Source organism: Clostridium algifaecis, from assembly GCF_017874415.1.
In the GTDB taxonomy this organism is placed as follows: domain Bacteria; phylum Bacillota; class Clostridia; order Clostridiales; family Clostridiaceae; genus Clostridium_B; species Clostridium_B algifaecis.
This window is the reverse complement of sequence record NZ_JAGGLM010000001.1, coordinates 1-22,021: the sequence shown is the minus strand read 5'-3', so window position 1 is coordinate 22,021 and position 22,021 is coordinate 1. Positions and strand designations below refer to the sequence as shown.

Genomic DNA, 22,021 nt, shown 5'->3' with positions numbered 1-22,021 from the left:
ATTTAATTTATACCTATAACAGTTTTAATCCAATTCATAAGTCCCTTACTGCTCTCATATTTATAATATTCATTATAATATTTTTTCCTGGCATCCTCATATTCACTTGCCTTTTTATCACGTTCCTCAATCTTCATATTGTACTCAGATGCCATTTTGTTCCATTTATCTCTGTCACCCTTTGATGATTTCATGTTGCTTTTCAATGTTGAAATCTGATTATTGATATTAATTATATTGTTTTCTAATTCATATATATTTTTTTTATTCTGGTTTAAATCATATTGCACACTCTGTATATCTTTTAAATTTTCGTCCGAGTTTTTAATTTGAAGATCCACTAATGCAGCCATAGTAACAATGCAAAAAATGATAATTATAATTACAAATTCAATCATAATATTTTTAAATTTTTCCATAGTTAACCTTTCATCATAATATTAAATTAAGTTAATTGAAATTAAATACATCAATACTAAATAATATTACTCAAGTAATAAAAAATATGATAGAAATTATAAATTATCGTGGAGTAATTCAATAATCTTTCTCAGGTCAGTTACAGAAATTTGTCCAGGTGCCGAAGCTTTTTTAACTGCTCCAAAGGTTAAATCAGAACCAAAAAGCTCACCTGCAAACCTGCTTACAACACCTTTTCCAGCCATAGACATTGTAATAATTGGGCAGTCAGCATACTTCTCCTTCATAATACGCGTTGCATCCAAAAGAGTTAATACATCTTCAACAGAATTAGGCATAACTGCAATTTTAGGAATATCTCCGCCCAACTCTCTAGCTTTTCTAAGACGTGATATTATTTCCTCTCTTTCTGGTGTTCCCTTAAAATCATGATTTGAAATAATAACTGCCGCACCTTTTTTATGGGCTGCATCAACTAATTCTCTTATATCATTTTCGTGATTAAATAATTCTACATCAATAATATCAACAAGTCCTGTCTCTACAATTGTTTTATTGAGCTTAACATAAAACTCTCTTTCAGCTTCTGCTTCTCCGCCCTCTCTGGCACTGCGAAATGTAAATATCATAGGCTTGTTTCCTATAATTTTTCTAATTGATTTCAGTGATTCCTTAACTTTATCTATATTTCCAACTTCTTTCAAAAAATCTACACGCCATTCTACAATATCAAAATCAATATTTTTTAAAGAATTAACTTCTTCAATAAGTTCCTCAATAGTTCTCCCTACCATTGGTACACAAATTTTAGGCAATCCCTTACCAATATCAACACCCCTGATTGTAACTATCCTACCCATTAACATTCATCCTTTTGTATATTTAATTCTTTATTATAAATAGAAATTATATTATCTATTACTACTTCATAATCACTTGTATTATCGACTAAAAAATCACAATAGCTCTTATAACTATCATATCTTTCATTGAAAATTTTTTCTATTTCGTGAGTTCCGTTTTTGAGAAGAGGTCTGTTTTTTATATCTACATCCGCTATTATATTTTCCAAAGGTCTATCTATAAAAAATACAATTCCATTTTTTTTAAGATTAATTATATTTTTTTCATTTTTTATTACTCCACCGCCGGTAGATATCACTACATCATATTCATTGCTAACTTCAACCGCTGCCAGTGATTCTATATTTCTGAAATATTCTTCTCCCCTTTTAAAAATTTCAGGAATGGTAATTTTATATTTATTTTCAATATATTCATCCATATCTATAAATTTTTTGTTCAATACTGAAGCAGCCATTTTTCCAATTGTTGTTTTGCCGCATCCCGGCATACCTATAAGTACTATATTTTTAACTTTATCTCTCACAGCAGTCTGCACCCCTCTTTATATACTTCATCTATCACCTTCAAAGGTACGTCTATTCCTCTCCAGACATTTTGAGATGCTGCATTTTGTGCTATTAACATATATAACCCATTTGCAGTTTTAAGTCCAAGCTCCATTCCTAATTTCAGAAACAATGTATATTCTGGATTATATATCAAATCAACTGCCGTATCAAATTTTTCGAGTGTACTCCTATCTACAGGGCAATTATCCACAGCAGGGTACATTCCACATGGTGTGCAATTTATTATGATGTCTCCCCTACATCTTTTTAGCTCATCATAGGATATAATTTCTGTATTATCTTTTGAATGCCCATTTGCCTCTCTGCTTACATATGTCACGGATTTTATTCCATTATCCATGAGATATCTCGACACTGCCTTAGATACTCCACCTGTACCAAGTATATACACACTTTTATTTTTCACATCTATTTTGTATTTTTTAAGTGTAAGTCCAAATCCAAAATAATCTGTATTGTATCCTTTTAATTTTCCATTACAAAAAGCTACTGTATTTACTGCTCCTATTTTAGCTGCCTCTTCAGATATTTCATCCAGATAATTCATAACTTCAATTTTATAAGGTATAGTTACATTAACGCCACTGCAGCCTAAAATTTTGAGTGATTGTATAGCTTCCTTCAAATTACCTTTTTTAATTTCAAACAGATTATAAGTTCCCTCTGCATTTATTTTTTTTAAGATCAAACCATTTATCACAGGAGAAAAACTATGCCCCAATTTTTCTCCTATAAGCCCATAGAAATTACTCATATTAGCACCACCTATTTTAAAATATCTAGTTTTGTTCTTCTTTCCAGAATTCACAAAGAATTTTTTGAACGTCCTGTTTTGAACTTACAATTTTATTTGGATACCATTCTTTTGGAAATAATCTTTTATAATCACTTGTTAGAAATCTCCTATCTATTAGCAGTATTACACCTCTGTCATTTTCTGTCCTTATAACTCTTCCCGATGCCTGAAGTATCTTGTTCATTCCGGGATAAATGTAGGAATATTCATATCCGCATCCATTTTTGCTATTAAAATGATCCATGATTATATTTCTTTCAATGCATATCTTTGGAAGCCCTACACCTACAATTATAGTTCCTATAAGTCTATCTTCCTTTAGATCTATTCCCTCTGAAAATATGCCTCCAAGCACAGCAAATGCGACAAAACTTTCATCATTATTCTTTTCAAAATCAAGTAAAAATTTTTTTCTTTCCGTATCATCCATGTTGGAATTTTGAATCACAGTTTTAACATTTTTATAATTTTCAATAAATAATTCATATACTTTTTCCATATATTCATAAGATGGAAAAAATACCATGTAATTTCCTTTCTTCTGTGAAATTACTGCATTTACATATTCAGCAATTGGAGCATAACTGCTCTTTCTATATTTATAAACCGTAGATACATCATTTGCTATCAAGAGTACCCTGTTTTTAACTTGAAATGGAGATGAAAGTGTCAAATTGTAATCATCTTCTCTTCCTCCGAGTATATCTTTAAAATATTTAATTGGCGAAAGTGTAGCTGAAAAAAGCACTGCTGACGCTGCTCTTTTCATTCCATCATTTAAAAGTGTACCTGGATCAATACACATCATTTTAACTTTAAGATCATCCTTTATATTTTCAACATAAGTTACAAAATCCGAATTATAAATTTCTGATATCCTTATAAAAGAATTCAAATTAAAATAAAGCTCCAGGACCTCTTCATAACCAGCATTTTCTCTATTTTCAAGTATCCATTTTTCAAGCTGATTTAAAAGATTCATGAACATAAAATTCAGGTCGGAAAATTTATCCTTTTGAATATATGTTTTTTCATTTGAGTCTTTTTTTAATTTTAGCATATAAGTATTTATTTTATTTATATTTTTTTTAATTTTATCATCTTTTTTAACAATTTTTTTTACATTTAAGAATGATTTTTTATATATTTCTGCTGAAAACATTTCCCTAGCTCTATCCACCAGGTTATGTGCCTCATCGATCAAAAATAAATAAGCTTCTTTAGAATCCTCAAAAAATCTTCTCAAATAAACTTTAGGATCAAATGCATAATTATAGTCACATATTATAAAATCACAAAATAATGATAAATCCAGAGAAAATTCAAAAGGACATACATTAAATTTTCGAGAATAATATATAACCTTTTCCCTGTCAATTAAATCCTCATTATTTATGGTATAAAATATAGCTTCATTCACTCTGTCATAATGCCCACGGGCAAATTCACACTGCTCCGGATTACAATTAATGTCTTCATTAAAACATATTTTTTCTTTTGCAGTTAACGTAAGAGTTTTTAGCCTTAGTCCATTTTTCATCATTCTATGTACAGTATCTTCTGCCGCAATTCCTGTTACAGTTTTTGCAGTCAAATAAAAAATCTTGCTTATCATCTTCATTGGAATTGTTTTTATGGCCGGGAACACAGTGGATATTGTCTTTCCTATACCTGTAGGTGCCTGAACAAACAATCTTTTCCCATCTCTTATAGTTCCATAAACAGCTACTGCCAGTTCCCTCTGTCCCTGTCTGTACTTTATAAATGGAAAATCAAGTTTTTCAATTGATGAATTTCTCGTGCTTTCCCAATCCATTTTGAATTTAGCCCATTTATAATACGTGTCTAAAACATTCATAAAAAAATCGGAAAGTTCCTTCAAATAAAATTTCTTTTTTATAAATTTAATTTTTCCATCATCTATATTATAATAAGTTAATTGAACATATATGGAATCCAAATCATTCTTCTTTGCATATATATAAGCATACAATTTTACCTGTGCCATATGTATAATATTATAATTTTCATCAATTTTATCTACAGGCTTTGTAACTGTTTTTATTTCATCAACCGTAGTATATCCATCTTTTTCAATTATACCGTCAGCGCGCCCTTCTATTAAAAATTTAAATTCTCTATAATCTATTTCATATTTTAAAACTACCTCCTGATTATATTTGAATTCTTCATTTTTTAACTTTTCATCATTATATTGTTTTTGAAGCTTTTGATGTATTTTTGTGCCCTGTAAGGCTCTCACATTACTTGTCAGCCTGCTGTCCAAATCGCCATGCCTGAATATAAATTCTACAAGGCTTCTAACAGATATTTTTATTTTATTTTTGCCATCATCCATGAAATCAGCTCTTTCAAAGTAATAAAAATAATATCACATATTATTTTACTACTAATTTATACCTAAATATATTAAAATTTAATTAGGCAGAAATAGATTATTAATGAAAAATATAGTATAATTAAACTAAATAATTTAATTATACTAAATTATTAATTAATATATACGATAACTAATTAAAATAATTAATTTCAATTCAAATAAATATTTAGGAGGTACAGCATGAACTCATCTAAAAAATTAGCATTTTCATTTTTTGTCTCGGCATCTGTTATGAGTGTTAATGCCGGAATGTATAATAATGTCCATGCTGCTGGGACTGTTCCAAACATTCAAAGTAGTGCTTATACAAGTGTAGGAAATATATTTGCGAAATGTGGTTACAAGGGTCAGTGCACGTGGTTTACATATGGAAGAACTTTAGAGAAACTAGGCATAGCATTACCTTCAGAGTTTTATGGCAATGCCATTGAATGGTGGTATGCTAATTCACGTGATAACGTGTACCCTTATGGTTCAGAGCCAAGAGCAAATTCAATCGCAGTATGGAGCGGTGGTTCGGCAGGAAATGGTCATGTTGGATTCGTAGAAGATGTACAGGGTGATACTGTATATTTAAATGAAGGAAACTTCAATGTAAGAAAAGGTTACGATGGAAGCGTAAAACAATTATCCAAATCTCAGATGAAAGACAGAGGAAATGTATTTTTAAAAGGATATATATATCTTGATTCAGGTAGAGCTTCTGTTCCTGCAAGTTCCAAGTCTGATCCACAAACACAGGTCACTGAAACAAATGTTAAAGTTGGTACTGTAAAGCTATCCAGTTCAAGTTCATTGAATGTACGAAATGGTGCAAACACTTCTTTTGGAGTAGTTGGAAGCCTTTCAAATTCTCAATCCGTTCAAATAATCGGGACGGTTGGAAACTGGTATAAAATTAAATTTAATTCTACATATGGTTATGTAAATGGTGATTATGTAAAAGTTGGAAATATACTGAGTCCAAATGAAGTTAAGAATACAAGCTCAACTACTACAACTACGGCATTATCAAAAACCGGCTATGTAAAATTAAGTAATAATTCTTCATCATTAAACTTAAGAAACTCACCAAATGGTTCCATTATAGGTTATCTGTCAAATGGTATAAAATTAACTATAGTTGGCACACAGGGCAGCTGGTATAAAGTTTGTGCAAATGGTAAAACCGGTTACGTTTCATCTTCTTACATAAGTGAAACACAAGTTTCTTCAAATGCATCTTCTGCATCTACTTTGTCAAATGCCAATAGCTCAGGTAAAACAGGAACCGTAACTCTTAAAAATTCATCTTCAATATTAAATTTAAGAAATAGTCCATGGACAGGACGTGTAATTGGTTCCCTTTCAAATGGAAACAAGGTCACTATCCTTGGTTCAAGCGGACGATGGTACAAGATATCTACATCCTCCGGTGTTGTAGGATATGTTCATTCAGATTATATAAGACTATAAAATAAAAGGCTTAGACAAGCCTTTTATTACATTTTGTTTATATTATTAATTTTGTATTTCATACTATAAGATAATGTATCCATTAGTTGTTTTTTATCCTGTCCATCTTCAGGAAAAGTAACGGAAGAACATATAAACTGGTACTCTTCATATTGAAAATCATTGGCTTTTATATCATTGTATATAGCCCTCATATCATTTGCCCTTTGAAGTGCTCTCATTTTACTGCAATCAGGTATAACTGATATAAATGTAGACAGACCATTTTTCTCAAACAAATCAGGTATATTAAAAAGCGATCTTAAATTTTCATAAACCCTTTCCATCAAAATCAAGTATCTATCATTTACCTCTATTTTTTCTTCTGTATTATTAATTTTTGATTTTACAAGGCTTGACATTATAATAGACAATTCTTTATTCTCATCCCTGCATCTACTTATCTGCTTACTGATATATTCCTGAAAATTAGTATATATTATTTCTTCATGATTATTATTCTTATAAGATTTAATAATATCTTTTATTCTCTTAACTAATACTTTAGTATCAAATGGTTTTAAAATATACTCACAAATGCCTTCCTTTATACATTTTATAAATACAGTTCTAGTGTTCAATTTAGTAAGTATCATTATAGGAATATTTAAATCTCGGGCCTTTATTTTTCTAATTATTTCAAAGCCATCCTCACTCACAAGTCCAACTTCTAATATTATTAGTTTTATATCATTTTTATTATCTGAAAGCTTATTGAAAAACTCGAAAGAATTACCAGCTTCCAATACTTCGATATCCTTACTATTCAATATATCTTTAATTCTGTATCTCATATATGCCATATCATCAAGTATTATAATTTTATCCATAATCAATTCATCCTATTAATTAATATTTATAAAGCTTAAAGTAATTATTTAATTATCGGGCATTTTACAATTTTTATAACTGCTAATTGGAAGTTAATTCTAACAATATAAATTAAAACATACCACCGTCCACAGTTATAACTTTTCCCGTTATATATCTTGAAGACTCACTGCACAAAAATGCTACTACACTTCCTATTTCCTCTCCAGTTCCAAATCTTCCTAAAGGTATTTCACTCAATAAATCCGCTTTCTCCTGTGGATTAAGCCAGGAATTCATTTCTGTATCAATTACTCCAGGTGCCACTGCATTCGCCCTTATGTTAGATGGTGCCATTTCTTTTGCTATAGCCTTCGTAAAAGAATTTACAGCACCCTTTGCTGCGGAATAAATAGCTTCACAGGATGCACCTTCATTTCCCCAAATTGAAGATATGTTGACTATATTGCCGTATTTCTTAGAAGCCATATATTTTAACACTGAGTGAGTGCAATTAATAACACCTCTAATGTCAACATCTATTACATTATTCCAGTCTTTCTCTTTCATATCCATAAATAATCCTATATGAGATACTCCTGCATTATTTACTAATATGTCAATCTTTCCCATATGTTTTAAACAAGTATCTATTAATTTTTCTGCTTCTTCATAAATACTTACATCAGCCTTAACTGCAATTCCCGTAACACCATATTTTTTTACTTCATTTAAAGTTTCACATGGTTCATCTCTTCTATAATTTAAAACTAAGTTTGCACCGCACTTTGCAAGAGTAATTGCAATAGCTTTTCCAATACCCTTAGAAGCACCAGTTACAACAGCCACTCTCCCTTTTAAATTTTCCAATTAAATTACACTTCCCAACAAAATAATTATTTCACTATTTATTATATTTATATTCAATATTCAAAAGTGCCTACATTTTCACATATTGATATTTTGAGTTTTTTGTCTTTAACCACCTTTTTATATGAGCATAAAAACTCATTTAAATCCAAATCCTCAAGGTTTATCTTTCCTGGACTTTCAAGTAAAACCTTTTCTCCATTTATGTATATGTTTATACCATTTATATTATATGTTGTAAATACTTCACTTCCAATACCATCTTTATATTTTTCCTGAAAACTTAAAGTTTTCCTTACAGATTCATAATCAGCATTTTTATATACTTCAGGTACATCTATCCCCATATTTTTCATCTGTTTTTCGATATCTTCCATATTCAAGCCATATCTTTTCATAAGCTCTTTCTGAATATTAAACATTTTTTCTGGAGATATATTATTTTCTTCCATGTACTTTTGAATATTTTTAGAAAAGTCCTCCATATTTAACTTTCCCTGAGCCATATCATAACAAAGACCATATACATAATCCTCAATTTTTTCTACATCTTTTTCTCTTGCTTTATTCTTAATCTCACTAAAGTTTACAATCTTATCATCTTTATCATCCATGCTAGTTCCTCCTTCTAGAAATATTTAATATATAATGTTATTTTATCAAATTTTATGAAATTATACTACAAGTATGGCAAGAATAAACTGATATCATTTAAAATTTCTGCATTTATTTTAATAATATATAAAATAATATTTAATTATACAGCTATTATTTCAATTTATTTGTATTATTTTTATTACATTGTCAAAACCGACAAAAAAACAAAAGTAAAACTTGTATCATTCGATAAAGACAAACTCAAGTATTACTGATATACTTTTAATTAAATTATTTTAAATAGAATATGAATCAAAAGAAAAGGAGGAAATTTAATTGAATACACAAAGTAATCCAGTAATTGCAAAAAGCTATCAAAATAAAGTATTAGCATCATCTATTCTTGGTTTCGCAGTTGAAATGATTGATATTATGATTCTTTCTTTTGTTTTAACATCAATTATTAAAGATTTTCATATCAGCTCCGCATATGGTGGACTTGTTTCTTCCATAACCAATTTAGGTATGTTACTCGGGGGCGTTGTTTTCGGTGTACTAGCAGATAAAAAAGGCAGGGTTCATGTATTTACATATACCATACTTATATTTGCAGTAGCTACAGGACTTATAGCATTTTCTACAAACATCTATATGTTATATGCACTTCGATTCATAGCAGGAATTGGTGCTGGCGGTGAATACGCCATTGGAATGTCTCTGGTAGCTGAAGCTTTTCCAAAAGAAAAACACGGAAGAATGACTTCATATGTTGGAATAGGCGGCCAGGTAGGAAGCATAGTAGCTGCAATAGCTGCTGCAATTATATTTCCTATATTTGGATGGCGTGTACTTTTCTTAATAGGTATAATTCCTGTTATACTCGCATTTGTAGTAAGAAGACATCTTGATGAATCACCTGTATGGCTTGCAAGCAAAAATAAGCATAAAGGAGAAGAAAATAAAGTATCATTAAAAGAGCTATTTTCAACTCCTAAAACAACAGTTACTACAATTTCACTTATTATAATGGCAACAGTCCAGATTGCAGGTTACTTCGGACTTATGAACTGGCTTCCATCTATACTTCAAAAACGACTTGGACTTTCTGTTACAGGTTCTTCTCTCTGGATGATAAGTACAATAGTTGGAATGTCTTTAGGTATGCTTTTATTTGGACGTATTATGGACAAATTTGGTGCAAAGGTATCTTATGCAATATTTTTAGCATGTTCCGCCGCTTCAGTTTTTCTTTATATATACGCATCAAACTCCATAGAGATGTTAATTGGTGGAATAATAGTAGGTTTCTTTGCAAATGGAATGTTTTCCGGATACGGTGCACTTATTAGTAATTTATATCCTACTGAAATCAGAAGTACCGCCAATAATACAATCTTTAATATAGGTCGTGCTGTTGGAGGATTTTCACCATTTGCCATAGGATTCTTTTTGGATCATTATAGTTTGACCATTGCAATGCTGTTTTTATCTATACTTTATGTAATATCGTTTATTACAATTTTAAGATTAAAAATAACTAAAAAAAGTGAAATAGATAGCGAATATAAGATAAAAGAAGCATAAATTATTAAGTACTCAGATGATATATTTAACATCATCTGAGTACTTAGTACAAAATAAAGTTATTAATGGCAAAAGCCATAGGAGTGATACATATGTTAACTGTAATGGATGCACTTAAAATAGAATCTCTTAAAAACACAAAATTGGCAGCAGGTAAAAATGGACTTGACAGAGTAATTAAAAGTGTTACTGTAATGGAAGTTCCAGATATAGTAAAATGGCTTAAAGGTGGGGAATTCATAATTACAAGATTCTATTCTATAAAAGATAATGTGCAGGATCAGATTAATATTTTATATGAACTCAATAAGCTAAATGCATCTGGAATAGCAATAAAACTAACCGACAGTTTTCCAGCTATAGACGAGAGATTTATCAAAGCCGCAGATGAGATAAATTTTCCAGTTATAGAAGTTACAGAAAGCCTCACATTTCTTGACATAATGACACCACTCAATTATGCAATATTTGAACAGGAGGAACATTTTAGACTGGTAGAGGAATACATAAAAGCAATAGTATTTCACACCTATAAAACCAAAGAATTTATTATAGAGAGAGGAAAAAATTTAGGCTATGATATAGAAAAAGGCTTTATATACACAATATCAATAGATGTAAGTAATTTTTGTACGTTATCTAAAAAGCACAATCAGAATAAATATAATTCAATATATGTAAAAGATGAAATTCGCCAATTCATGGATAATATAACAAGAAGTTTTAAAAGAGAAGAGAAAATACTTAATTATATGATAATAAGAAATATTGAAGATATAACTTTATTTATACAAACAGAAAACAAGATAAATGCTGAAAGATATGGAAAATATATTTTAGATTTACTTCTAAAGCATAGAAACCTTTATTATAAATGTATGGGAATGACTATAGGTATAGGCTCTATAGGTGAAGGATTAAATGGTATAGAAAATGGATATGACCAGGCTAAATATGCAGTAAAAATTGGTCAAGTTGTAAGCAAATCACAGGATTATTATTTTTATAAAAATATAGAAATATACAGTTTGTTCTATAAAAATTCTTTTGATACACTACTATCATTTACAACTTCAACTCTCGGAAAGGTGGCAAATGATATCGAACTTATAGATACCCTTTCTATGTACTTTGAATGCAATGAAAATATCATGCTTACGAGCGAAAAGCTGTTCATACACAAAAATACATTAAAATACAGACTCGATCGTATCAAAAAAATCACTGAATTGGATGTTAAAAAAATAGATGATAAAATAAAACTTTATTTTGCAGTTATTGCTTATAATGTAGTAAATAAAAAATCAAATGACTGAATGATCTTTGCTATTGGGAGATGTTTATATGGGTAAAATTGAAGATTTGAAACTCTTAAACGGATGGTTCAATGAATTTAGTTCAATTGGACAAAATAAAATTGGAGGAGTTACAAGATTAGCTTATAGTTTTGATGAAAATAATATGCATGAAACATTTAAAAAGATATGTGAAAAATTATGCTTTCATGTAAAATCGGATAGTGTTGGAAATACATTTGTAAGTTTAAAAGAAAGTGACAGTAGAAAACCCTATTTAATTGCATCACATCTTGATTCTGTACCAAACGGTGGAAAATATGATGGAGTTTTAGGTGTTATCGGCGGCATTTTAATATTAAAATGGATTAGAGACAATAATATTGATATACCTGTTAAAGTTTGTGCATTCAGGTGTGAAGAATCCAGTGCCTTCGGTAAAGCCACGATTGGAAGCGGACTTATAACCGGGAAAATTAAAGAAAAAGATTTGTGCAGTCTTAAAGGAGTACGTGAAGAAAGCCTATATGATATATTAAAATCAAAGGGATATTTATCACAAAATTATAGTGTAGAAGCCCTTCAAGGATATATTGAAATGCATATAGAACAGGGAAGGGTTTTATATGACAATAAAGTAGAAGCCGGAATAGTTACAGCAATTGCCGGTTCCAAAAGATTTAAACTTGAAATTCACGGAAGACAGGATCATTCAGGTGCCACGCCTATGTCTATGAGAAAAGATGCATTGAGTGCAGCTTCAGAAGTAATTCTTGAAATAGAAAAACTTGGAATACAAGAATCAATACATTCAACTGTAGCTACGGTTGGAGAAATACATGAAACTCCCAATGCTTTAAACGTTGTACCTGGTTTTGTAGAGCTCGGCATTGACATAAGGGGAATTGAAAGCAGCAGCATAAATTCACTGATTAGTCAGTTAAAATGCAATATTAAAAATATAATGAACAAGAGAAACCTGTCATATGAGTTAATTCCAACTACACTTGGTGAGCCGGTGAAGCTTAGTAATCAAGTTATAGGTGGGTTGTACGAAGCTGCAAAAAAACTCGGCATAGGTTGCATTAAAATGCCAAGTGGTGCAGGACATGATGCTATGGAATTTGCAGATATAACAAAAACAGGCATGGTTTTTATACCCTGCAAGGAGGGAATAAGTCATAATCCAAAAGAAGAAGCCGATTTAAGTGATCTTCTAAATGCCTGTAAAATAGTATATGAATATCTAAAGGAGGTTTTACCATGATACTTATAAAAAATGGCCACATGATTGATCCATTAAGTAAAACAGATGGACAATTTGATATATTAATAGATGGAGAAAATGTAGTAAAAATTGATAGAAACATAGAAAAAACAGATGGTGTAAAACTTATAGATGCTTCAGGCTGCATAGTCTGTCCCGGTCTAATAGACGTTCACTGCCACTTCAGAGATCCCGGATTTACAAGTAAAGAAGATATATACACAGGTGCAAAATCTGCAGCACGCGGAGGATATACAACAGTCATATGCATGGCCAATACAAAACCTGTAGTTGATAATACTGAAACACTAAAATATATAATGGATAAAGCCAAAACTGCAGTAATTGAAGTGCTTCAGGTAGCTTCAATTACTAAAGGGATGGAAGGTACCGAGCTTACAGATATGCTCAAGTTAAAAAGTGACGGAGTTGTCGGCTTTTCTGATGACGGAAAACCTATTATGAATTCTAAAATAGCAATTGAAGCCATGGAAATCGCAAGAGAGCTGGATATGCCTTTGAGTTTCCATGAAGAAGATAAAAGTCTCATAACTGAAAATGGAATAAATGCAGGTGAAATTTCAGCTTTAATGAATTTAAAAGGTTCGCCGCATGAAGCAGAAGATGTACTTGTAGCACGTGATGCAGCCCTTGCCATATCAACTAAGGCCAAAATCAATATACAGCATATAAGCTCCTGCATATCAGTTGAGCTCGTAAGATGGGCAAAGAAAATGGGCGCCAATATAGCAGCAGAAGCAACCCCTCACCATTTCAGCCTTACAGAAAAAATGATTTTGGAAAAAGGTTCACTGGCAAAAGTAAATCCACCTTTGAGAACAGAAAAAGACAGGAAAGCAATAATTGAAGCTCTCAAGGATAATACGCTTCAAATAATAGCTACAGACCATGCTCCACATACAAAAGACGAGAAAAGTAAAAATTTCACTGAAGCTCCAAGTGGCATGATAGGACTTGAAACAGCCCTTCCTCTTTCTATAACCAATCTTGTTAAGCCCGGTTATCTAAACTATATGGAGGTCATTGAAAAGCTTACGGTTAATCCTGCAAAACTATACAATCTTGATAGAGGTTATATAAAAGAAGGCCATAGAGCTGACATTACTATATTTAATCCAGATGAACAATACAGGGTAACTGATTTTGACTCTAAAGCATGTAACTCACCTTTTATAGGTATGAAACTCTATGGCAAAATTAAGAATACAATATTTAATGGCAAAATAATATAATATTATTTTATCTTAATACTTGCCGCCTTATCTCCATGTTTTACTTTTTTAAATTTGCTATTAATATTTTCTACTTTATCCATATTAGTTACAATAACTGGAGTTATAAGGTCCTTACCCTTTTCTTTAATAAATTCAGTATCCAGGGATAAAATTAAGTCTCCTTTTTTAACTTTATCCCCCTGCTTAACATGGGCAGTAAATCCTTCACCATTTAGTCCAACTGTTTCAAGTCCGACATGAATTAAAAGTTCAAGCCCATTATCTGCCGTAATGGCAAAAGCATGCTTAGTTGGGAAAAGTACAGTTATATCACCATCTGCCGGTGCATAGACTTTACTTCCGGAAGGAATTACGGCAAATCCATCCCCAAGTAATTTATCTCTGAAAGTTGCATCTGGAACTTTATCAAGTGCGACAATTTCACCATCCATAGGTGATAAAAGTTCATGATATCCACTCATGATAGTTTTTTTCTGTGAGTTACTATCTTCCCGTACAGCTTCATCTGAGCTTTCAACATATCCACCATTTTGAATAATAGCTTTTATATCATCTTTTATTCTTTCAGCTTCAGTTCCAAACACCACCTGAACACTATTTCCAGCTGTCATTATTCCTGCTGCGCCAAGTGCTCTGAGTGTCTTCTGGTCAACTTCAGGATTGTTTAGAGTAAGTCTGAGTCTTGTAATACATGCATCAAGAGTTTTAATATTATCTTTTCCGCCTATAGCTTCAAGTACTTTCAAAGCCTTTGCACTTCCCTTAACATTTATATGCTCCACTTCTTCTTCGTAATCATCCTCCCTGCCAGGCGTCTTTATATTCATTGCCTTAATTGTAAAATAGAACACAACAAAGTAAAGTGCAAAAAATGCGATTCCTACTGGCCATATAAGCCATGGGTTCTGGGAATATTTAAATCCAAGTACATAATCTATAAAAGATGCCGAAAAAGTATATCCAAGTCTTATATGAAGGAAACTTGTAACAAGCCCGGAACAAAATGCTGCCGCTACATGAAATACAAATAGTATAGGTGCTACAAATATAAATGAAAATTCAATTGGCTCTGTAATACCTGTTACAAAAGCAACAAAAGCTGCCGAAATCATCATCCCAGCCATTTCTTTTCTCTTATTTTTTTTAGCCGCTGCAATCATAGCTGCAGCGGCACCTGGAAGTCCAAACATTAAAATAGGATATTCTGCTACCATGAATATTCCTGCATGTGGATCTCCATGAAAATATCTTGGTGAATCTCCTATATAAGTAATTCCATTTGAAACAAAATGTCCAAATTGATATAAAAATACAGGATAGTAAATATGGTGAAGTCCAACAGGTATCAGAAGTCTTTTTCCTGCTGCATAAAATGCCGGTCCAAGTGCAGAACTACTTGCTAATTTTGCCATAGTATCTATTCCGCCCTGTACAGGCATCCATATGTATACACCAACTGTACCTATAATCAAAGCTGCAACAGATGTTATAATTGGTACAAATCTCTTTCCTGCAAAGAATCCAAGCACCTGCGGCAGCTTAATATTATGGAATCTGTTATATAAAAGTGCCGCTGAAATACCAATTATAATTCCTCCAAAAACTCCCATATTGATTGTAGTTCTGGTTACAATATTGTTATATGCCTGAGTTTCCATAAAAGCTTTTACAGTCATATTATGTGCTGAAGCTCCTGTTTGTGCTAAAGCTGCTGCTGCATTTGCACTTGCCAGTTTTTCAATGGATTCCAAAATAAGTTCACCTACTACAGATGCAAGTGCTGCAACTGCTTCTCCACCTGAAAACCCAATAGCAACACCTACTGCAAATATCATAGGTAGGTTGCCAAAGATAGCGTTTCCAGCTGCTTCTACATAAGGCATATTTAACAAATCCGATTGTCCAAGTCTTAAGAGAAGTCCTGCTGCCGGAAGTACAGATACAGGCAGCATAAGTGATTTTCCTATCTTCTGAAGTACTGCAAATATTCTTTTCTTCATAAAAAGTATTCCTCCTAATATTTAATATAATTATTATTTACAAATAAACAATAATTATATAAGTTTTACAAAAAAATAAAGCACAAGCTCAAAATAGCTATGCTAAATTGTATCAACATAATAGCTATTATCAAGCTCATTCCTAATTTAATAGTAACACCACTTATTTCATCTTCAGGAATTTTTATAGCAAATAAAGTTTCTATCAAGATAGAAACTTTATTTGCTAAACTACATTTATTGTATAATTGTTTTTTTATATTGTCAAGCAGATAATTTTTTAATCATTCGATACAACTTTTTCAGATAACGGATGCCTTGGATTTTTGGATACAGTTTTTATCGATATAGAAATTTCTTTTAATACATCTGCTTTAAATTGACTTGAAAGCATCCTTGCCTTAGTAAGTGCTTCTCCCTTTTCAGTAACTACGTAGTGCTGTGGAACATTGTTCAATGTCAATGCTTTTATATCATCTATACACTTAGGACATACACAAGCCTCCGGATAATCCTTCAAAACATAGGGTATTAATGTATCAACAACATCTTCCATATAATTTTTAGTCAATTATGTCACCTTTCTTTCATACAATTTTAAAGTGACAATGACCAACATTGTCAATCCACATTGTAATAATACTTAAATTATCGTTTATATTATATAAATCTTTATGTATAATATAAGAACGTGTAGGAGTCTGGCTTATTTTTAAATTTCAAATTTCTGTACTATTTCATTTAACTTTTGTGCAAGTTCAGCTTGACTTTGTGATGTTTTAGATATTTGCTCCACTTCGCTCGTAACCTCGTCAACATTTTCTTTAATATTATCTACATTTTCCGCAGATGTTTGTGCATTTCCTGCCATGTTTTGTGCTGCTTCACTTACCTGACCTACTGTTGCTGCAATTTCTTCAGACATCGCAGCTATCTCATCAGACATTTTACTTACAAAATCAGAATCTTCATGATATCTATTTCCCATATCTTGAAAAGATTTAAATTGTGGATTTACATCTTCTTCTATAAATTTCAACATACCACTAGTTGTATCAGTACCAGCTTTAAAGGCATCTTGAACTTTAGCTATCATATTTTGAATTTTTGTAACTGAATCTGCAGACTGCTCTGCAAGTTTTCTAACTTCCTCTGCCACAACAGCAAAACCTTTGCCATGTTCTCCAGCTCTTGCAGCCTCTATAGCTGCATTAAGTGCAAGAAGATTTGTCTGATCAGCTATACTTGCAATAGTTTCTGCCATAACTCTTATATTGTCAACTATTTTGCTCTTTTTAACAACTTCGGCAACTTCGCCCTGTTTTTCTTTATATACGCTTTGTGATTTATCTATAGCTTTATTTCCATTGTCGTATGCACTAACAGCCATCTTTTTAGCCTTATTTGACATATTGCTTCCTTCCATGGCCTTGCTTGACAACTCATTTATGCTGGAATTTACTTCTTCAATTGAAGCAGTTATTTCTTCTGAAGCTGCACTTGTCTCTTGAGAACCAGTCGATATTTTCTCAACACTATTACGTATATTTTCCGACTTTCTTACCAATTCTTCTACAGATGCAGCAAGTTCCTCACTTGATGCACTTATATTTTCAGAATTATCCATCATGGTTTTTACAAGTTCTTTCACATTTTCTTGTGCCGTATTTAAAGCTTCTGCAGTTTCCCCAAATTCATCCTCTTTAGTTATGTCAATAGGTGTTGAAAAATCATAAACGGAAATTTTTTTAGCAAATTTCCTAATCTTAAGAAGCGGACTTGTTACCGATTTGGATATAACACGTGCAACTATTATTCCAAATAATATAAATAATATTGTACAAATAATTTGTGTTATCCTTATAGTTTTTACACTTTTAAAATATTCTGATTCACCAGCTGCTGCAACTACAAACCAATTAGTAGCGCTTATAGGCGCATAAGCTAAAATTTTCTTTTCACCATTAAATGTATATTTACTTAAGCCACTTTTCCCGGCAACTATTTCTTTTATACAATCTGCCAATTCTGTATAACTAGGATCTTTTTGAGCTTCTTTTATAGGATTGTATTGCTTTTGCACAAAACTTACGTCCTTGTGCATTACAACTGTACCTTCTTTATTTATTACATAAGCATAAGCAGAGTTGGAAAATTTCATTTGCTGCAGAAAGTTATTTAGTTTTTGTACGCTTAAAGTTCCAAGCATTGCCCCCATAACTGTACCATTGTCATTTTTTATAGGAACATATATGTCCATAATTATATCCCCATTTATAATACTCTTTTTAGGATTTGCAAATCCCTTTTTACCCTGAAGACATAATTTTACATAATCCAACTTTGATACATCAGTAAGTTTGTCACTTAAAGTGCTGCATATCTGACCATTTAGATTAACTATACTTAATTTCTCAAAACCCAATTTGCTACTTTCATTTATGAGATCAGGCTTTTGAGTCTGCCAGTTCATGGATTTTATATTAGGAAGCTTTGCAATTCCTTCCAGCTCAGCCTGTTTGTTTGTTAAATAACTTGATACATACTTTGAAACATCATCCGCTCTTTCAATCAACTCTGAATTCACTGATTCATTGAGATAATGTGCCGAAATGCTGTAGGATACCACACTCAAAATCACACAAATTAACACAACCAGAACAGAAATAGCCAAAGTTATTTTAAATTTTACGCTTTTGTTTGAACTTAATTTTTTTTCCAAAATACATTCCTCCAATTTTTATTTGTTAAAATGCTTCTATTATTGTAGAAAATATCACTATAAATTTTATTTTTTACAATGGCAACAGTCGCTACATATCGTATATATATGTATTATCGTAAAAATATGGAGAATATTTAGCAATAAAATTCCATTAATACTTACAAAATATCAAGCATATTCTTTGAAAACTTTTCCAAATCATATATATGTTTCTCAATAACTTCTCTTACTATGTCTAAATTTACAGTTTGATAATCATGAACAGCTATATTTCTAAAACCAACCATAGATTTTAAATTATTCATAAGTTTTTCATCTATGATTTTATTTTCAAACAGTACTTCAAATGCATCTCTGCTGTTTTGTGGAATACCAAGTTTTTTTTCAGAAACTATATGCATAGCTAAATCTATAGATGCCTCACAGGCTCTTTGGATATTTAAAATTATAGAATCTTGTTTAGTATAATTCTTTAAATTTTCAGGGTTATTATCATATTCATCATTTATCCTTTTTATACATCTTTCAATAACAGATATTTTATTCAATATCACATCATTCATATATTTTTCCTCTCTTTTTTACATTTTTTAGTACTATTTCTCTTTCTTCATTTAATGTAGCATAATCTTTAAATGCATACATTTCAAAATAAGCCCTTCTTTTATCATCAATACAATATATTTTTTTCCCTTTAGCTATTACCTGAATTCTAAATACAGTAGATGCTTTTTTTAAATTAATTAAATCAACATCCCTTTTTAATATATCTGCAAGCTTTTGTGCTAACATAAATGTTTCATAGTCTGTAGTATTGATATCACTAATAAAAGCAATATCAATGTCGCTATCTTCTCTAAAAATTCCATTTACACTTGAACCAAATAAATATATTAAATATGGTTTTATATTTTCAGTAAGAAATTGAATTATTTTATCTACTTTATCTTTATCTATATTCAATTGACTCACACCTCACTTATATCCATTACTTATTTAAAGTTTATAATAATATTATCTATATAAATTATATTTTTCCATTATATATGATATATTTTTATTATGATCATAAAATTTAATTTTATACAAACATTTGTTCTTTTTTAACTATTTAAATATACTAAAAAAAGCAGCCAATTCAATGACTATTCTAAAAATATTTTTCAAGTTCATCTACCATATCTATTTTTAGAATCAATTTATGCTAATGCATCAATCGATTGCTTTTTATTAATGTCAGAATCATTTTGAAAATCGCCCTTTAAATCCATTCCTGAAGCTTTTTCAGAACTTTTTTCAAGATCTTTATCAGTACCACCTGGATCACTAATTTCCATATTTTCTTCTTTATTTTCCTTATTAATTTCATTTTTTACAGATTTGTTCATGTCACTATTTAACTTACCAATTTTAGATTGCAAGCCATTAGCCTTACCCTGGTCTTTAGCAGCTTCTGCTCTTTCTATATTAGCCATCTTATAATTTCCCGTCATTTCATCAAAGCTGGCATCTGAGTTTAATTCATTAGCTTTTCCCTTTAAATTTTTTCTAATAGAATTAACCTGTTTAACCTGATTATAAGTACTTGACATACTCAAAAAGATATTATCCTTTTGAAATTTTTCATTATTTTCCGTATTAACTTTTGAACCTGAATTAGAATTACCATTTTTATTACTAACCTGATCTATTTGTGCTTGCTGAATTTGTCCTTCTATGCTTTGAATCTGGGATTCTAGAGGTTTTATAAGCTCCTGCTTGGTTTTAGGATCTTGCTTGCTATTCTTTATACTATCTATTTGTTTTTGAATTGAAGCTTCTTGCTGTCGCAATGCTTTTATTTGAGCATCATTTGATTTATCAGTTCTGGCATAATTCATTGGTTTTATACCATTAGATGAAATAGAATTTATCATATATACATCTCCTCCACAATTGTTCATATATATTATCGTAATAATATGAAGAATGTTTAGCAGTAAACTTCCACTATTTTCTTTTTATTCCTGTCTATATCAATTATGGTTTCATTCACTTTCCCTGATTTTCTCTTAAGTTTTCTGAAATCAAATATTAAAAGATATCCATGATCTAGACTGTACTGCTCCAGGTACTCGCTGAGCTGGACAAGTCCTTTTTCATGGTACTCCTCACCATGCCATACCTTGAGTTCCACTATATACATTTTCTTATTGTAAGTTATAACTATATCAAAACGCTTTTCCTCTCCGCCCTGCACTTCCTTAAAGGCAAAGCCCGTGCCATTTATTATGGGACTTATGAATGCTAAAAACAGAAGCCTGCCGTCTGCCTCCAGGAAAGCTTCCCTTTTCTCCGAATATTCATGTTTCATAAACTCCTGAAATTTTACAAGCACCTTTTTTACATCTAAATTGCCATCTTCATTTATGAAATTTGACTTTTCATTATAGAAACTAACATCCGTCGAGGTCTCTATTAAAGAGCTCATGTAATTATATATCCTCTGCTCATATATTCTATTGTGAATTTTTAATTGTCCCTTTTCATTTTTAAAAATTCCATAAGTTATACCAAGCATTATAATAAGGTTATCCTCATTATAGGTAATTTTACTCCCATCTATAATTAAATCTTTCACCATTTCCTTCAACTTACTATTATTTTCAATGTTTTTAATCAAGCTTTCAAAATTTGTATTACTGTCTATTAAAATTTTCTTTACGGCCATATCCATATATTCTTTTTCCCACTTAAGGCTGCCTTCCGGCATTATCTTTTCATCTATTATCTTGCAGAGTTTGCTTACAAGGAAGGGGTAGCCCGAAGTATAGAAACGGAGTCTATCTGAAAAGTACTCTTTATCAAGCTCTACACCTTTATATTTCACATAGTCATCCAGCATGGTTCCTATTTCTTCTTTTGAAAAACTCATATCCACGTCAAAATCAGATGCTATATTCCAGGGACTGTTATATTTATGTTCTTCGTCAGTCCTTATTTTAAGTTTTAGACTCTTGACGTCATGTACTCCAGCAAGTATCACGCTGTGAAAGGTCCTGTCTTTTCCTGCATTTCTGAGTAAATATTT

At 31.0% G+C, this 22,021-nt stretch carries 20 protein-coding genes; 5 read left to right on the top strand and 15 right to left on the bottom strand.

All coding sequences use genetic code 11. From position 1 onward, the window contains the following. Positions 1-2: 2 nt before the first annotated feature. The 5 genes from J2Z42_RS00100 to J2Z42_RS00080 all read right to left on the bottom strand — a co-directional run bounded on the left by J2Z42_RS00100 (position 3) and on the right by J2Z42_RS00080 (position 5,011). Positions 3-419 carry a hypothetical protein gene (locus J2Z42_RS00100; protein ID WP_209700328.1) on the bottom strand — a complete coding sequence of 139 codons (417 nt, stop codon included), beginning with the start codon at positions 417-419 and terminating at the stop codon, positions 3-5. Positions 420-515: 96 nt separating this feature from the next. Continuing rightward, entirely contained in the window at positions 516-1,280 is a 765-nt protein-coding gene (gene aroD / locus J2Z42_RS00095; RefSeq protein ID WP_209700327.1) for a type I 3-dehydroquinate dehydratase, read from the bottom strand. Next, complete coding sequence (locus tag J2Z42_RS00090) at positions 1,280-1,810, bottom strand: shikimate kinase (RefSeq protein WP_209700326.1); 531 nt, start codon at positions 1,808-1,810, stop codon at positions 1,280-1,282. Before J2Z42_RS00090 ends, aroD begins: the two co-directional genes overlap by 1 nt. Beyond that, positions 1,807-2,610 carry a shikimate dehydrogenase gene (aroE, locus tag J2Z42_RS00085; protein ID WP_209700325.1) on the bottom strand — a complete coding sequence of 268 codons (804 nt, stop codon included), beginning with the start codon at positions 2,608-2,610 and terminating at the stop codon, positions 1,807-1,809. Before aroE ends, J2Z42_RS00090 begins: the two co-directional genes overlap by 4 nt. Positions 2,611-2,635: 25 nt before the next feature. After that, positions 2,636-5,011 (bottom strand): ATP-dependent DNA helicase, encoded by a 2,376-nt coding sequence (locus tag J2Z42_RS00080; protein WP_209700324.1) that lies wholly within the window; start codon positions 5,009-5,011, stop codon positions 2,636-2,638. A gap of 222 nt (positions 5,012-5,233) precedes the next feature. On the opposite strand from J2Z42_RS00080, the gene J2Z42_RS00075 reads away from it, so the two are divergent. After that, entirely contained in the window at positions 5,234-6,508 is a 1,275-nt protein-coding gene (locus J2Z42_RS00075; protein ID WP_209700323.1) for an SH3 domain-containing protein, read from the top strand. A gap of 26 nt (positions 6,509-6,534) precedes the next feature. On the opposite strand, the gene J2Z42_RS00070 is transcribed toward J2Z42_RS00075, so the two are convergent. The 3 genes from J2Z42_RS00070 to J2Z42_RS00060 all read right to left on the bottom strand — a co-directional run bounded on the left by J2Z42_RS00070 (position 6,535) and on the right by J2Z42_RS00060 (position 8,841). After that, on the bottom strand, positions 6,535-7,377 hold the full coding sequence (locus tag J2Z42_RS00070) for a response regulator (protein ID WP_209700322.1): 843 nt from the start codon (positions 7,375-7,377) through the stop codon (positions 6,535-6,537). Between the two features lie 112 nt (positions 7,378-7,489). Next, the gene (gene ymfI, locus J2Z42_RS00065) at positions 7,490-8,227 is read right to left on the bottom strand and encodes an elongation factor P 5-aminopentanone reductase (RefSeq protein ID WP_209700321.1); all 738 of its coding nucleotides are present in this window, start codon (positions 8,225-8,227) and stop codon (positions 7,490-7,492) included. A gap of 53 nt (positions 8,228-8,280) precedes the next feature. Continuing rightward, the gene (locus tag J2Z42_RS00060) at positions 8,281-8,841 is read right to left on the bottom strand and encodes a DUF3867 family protein (RefSeq protein WP_209700320.1); all 561 of its coding nucleotides are present in this window, start codon (positions 8,839-8,841) and stop codon (positions 8,281-8,283) included. A 319-nt stretch (positions 8,842-9,160) separates the two neighbouring features. On the opposite strand from J2Z42_RS00060, the gene J2Z42_RS00055 reads away from it, so the two are divergent. The 4 genes from J2Z42_RS00055 (at position 9,161) to J2Z42_RS00040 (ending at position 14,223) form a co-directional block, all read left to right on the top strand. Beyond that, a complete protein-coding gene (locus J2Z42_RS00055; protein ID WP_245331402.1) occupies positions 9,161-10,408 on the top strand; it encodes an MFS transporter in 1,248 nt (415 codons plus the stop codon). 92 nt (positions 10,409-10,500) lie between these two features. Next, positions 10,501-11,724 carry a PucR family transcriptional regulator gene (locus J2Z42_RS00050; RefSeq protein ID WP_209700319.1) on the top strand — a complete coding sequence of 408 codons (1,224 nt, stop codon included), beginning with the start codon at positions 10,501-10,503 and terminating at the stop codon, positions 11,722-11,724. 28 nt (positions 11,725-11,752) lie between these two features. Continuing rightward, positions 11,753-12,970 carry a M20 family metallo-hydrolase gene (locus J2Z42_RS00045; RefSeq protein WP_209700318.1) on the top strand — a complete coding sequence of 406 codons (1,218 nt, stop codon included), beginning with the start codon at positions 11,753-11,755 and terminating at the stop codon, positions 12,968-12,970. Further along, positions 12,967-14,223, top strand: coding sequence for a dihydroorotase (locus tag J2Z42_RS00040; protein ID WP_209700317.1), 1,257 nt, complete (start codon positions 12,967-12,969; stop codon positions 14,221-14,223). The genes J2Z42_RS00045 and J2Z42_RS00040 overlap by 4 nt, the downstream gene beginning before the upstream one ends. Positions 14,224-14,225: 2 nt before the next feature. On the opposite strand, the gene J2Z42_RS00035 is transcribed toward J2Z42_RS00040, so the two are convergent. From J2Z42_RS00035 to J2Z42_RS00005, 7 genes are all read right to left on the bottom strand, one after another. Beyond that, entirely contained in the window at positions 14,226-16,226 is a 2,001-nt protein-coding gene (locus J2Z42_RS00035; RefSeq protein WP_209700316.1) for a glucose PTS transporter subunit IIA, read from the bottom strand. A 280-nt stretch (positions 16,227-16,506) separates the two neighbouring features. Then, positions 16,507-16,797 carry a late competence development ComFB family protein gene (locus J2Z42_RS00030; protein WP_209700315.1) on the bottom strand — a complete coding sequence of 97 codons (291 nt, stop codon included), beginning with the start codon at positions 16,795-16,797 and terminating at the stop codon, positions 16,507-16,509. A 141-nt stretch (positions 16,798-16,938) separates the two neighbouring features. Then, entirely contained in the window at positions 16,939-18,948 is a 2,010-nt protein-coding gene (locus J2Z42_RS00025) for a methyl-accepting chemotaxis protein (RefSeq protein WP_209700314.1), read from the bottom strand. Positions 18,949-19,109: 161 nt separating this feature from the next. Next, entirely contained in the window at positions 19,110-19,514 is a 405-nt protein-coding gene (gene hepT / locus J2Z42_RS00020) for a type VII toxin-antitoxin system HepT family RNase toxin (protein ID WP_209700313.1), read from the bottom strand. Continuing rightward, positions 19,507-19,914, bottom strand: coding sequence for a type VII toxin-antitoxin system MntA family adenylyltransferase antitoxin (gene mntA, locus J2Z42_RS00015; protein ID WP_209700312.1), 408 nt, complete (start codon positions 19,912-19,914; stop codon positions 19,507-19,509). Before mntA ends, hepT begins: the two co-directional genes overlap by 8 nt. Before the next feature lie 236 nt (positions 19,915-20,150). Beyond that, on the bottom strand, positions 20,151-20,867 hold the full coding sequence (locus J2Z42_RS00010) for a FlxA-like family protein (RefSeq protein ID WP_209700311.1): 717 nt from the start codon (positions 20,865-20,867) through the stop codon (positions 20,151-20,153). Between the two features lie 56 nt (positions 20,868-20,923). Further along, positions 20,924-22,021 (bottom strand): GxxExxY protein (locus J2Z42_RS00005; RefSeq protein WP_209700310.1); only part of this gene is annotated, 1,098 nt, incomplete at its 5' end.

Coding starts and splice junctions, on each gene's coding strand:
- J2Z42_RS00100 (WP_209700328.1), bottom strand. CDS start 419: ATGGAAAAATTTAAAAATATTATGATTGAATTTGTAATTATAATTATC.
- aroD (WP_209700327.1), bottom strand. CDS start 1,280: ATGGGTAGGATAGTTACAATCAGGGGTGTTGATATTGGTAAGGGATTG.
- aroE (WP_209700325.1), bottom strand. CDS start 2,610: ATGAGTAATTTCTATGGGCTTATAGGAGAAAAATTGGGGCATAGTTTT.
- J2Z42_RS00080 (WP_209700324.1), bottom strand. CDS start 5,011: ATGGATGATGGCAAAAATAAAATAAAAATATCTGTTAGAAGCCTTGTA.
- J2Z42_RS00075 (WP_209700323.1), top strand. CDS start 5,234: ATGAACTCATCTAAAAAATTAGCATTTTCATTTTTTGTCTCGGCATCT.
- J2Z42_RS00070 (WP_209700322.1), bottom strand. CDS start 7,377: ATGGATAAAATTATAATACTTGATGATATGGCATATATGAGATACAGA.
- J2Z42_RS00060 (WP_209700320.1), bottom strand. CDS start 8,841: ATGGATGATAAAGATGATAAGATTGTAAACTTTAGTGAGATTAAGAAT.
- J2Z42_RS00050 (WP_209700319.1), top strand. CDS start 10,501: ATGTTAACTGTAATGGATGCACTTAAAATAGAATCTCTTAAAAACACA.
- J2Z42_RS00045 (WP_209700318.1), top strand. CDS start 11,753: ATGGGTAAAATTGAAGATTTGAAACTCTTAAACGGATGGTTCAATGAA.
- J2Z42_RS00040 (WP_209700317.1), top strand. CDS start 12,967: ATGATACTTATAAAAAATGGCCACATGATTGATCCATTAAGTAAAACA.
- J2Z42_RS00035 (WP_209700316.1), bottom strand. CDS start 16,226: ATGAAGAAAAGAATATTTGCAGTACTTCAGAAGATAGGAAAATCACTT.
- hepT (WP_209700313.1), bottom strand. CDS start 19,514: ATGAATGATGTGATATTGAATAAAATATCTGTTATTGAAAGATGTATA.
- J2Z42_RS00010 (WP_209700311.1), bottom strand. CDS start 20,867: ATGATAAATTCTATTTCATCTAATGGTATAAAACCAATGAATTATGCC.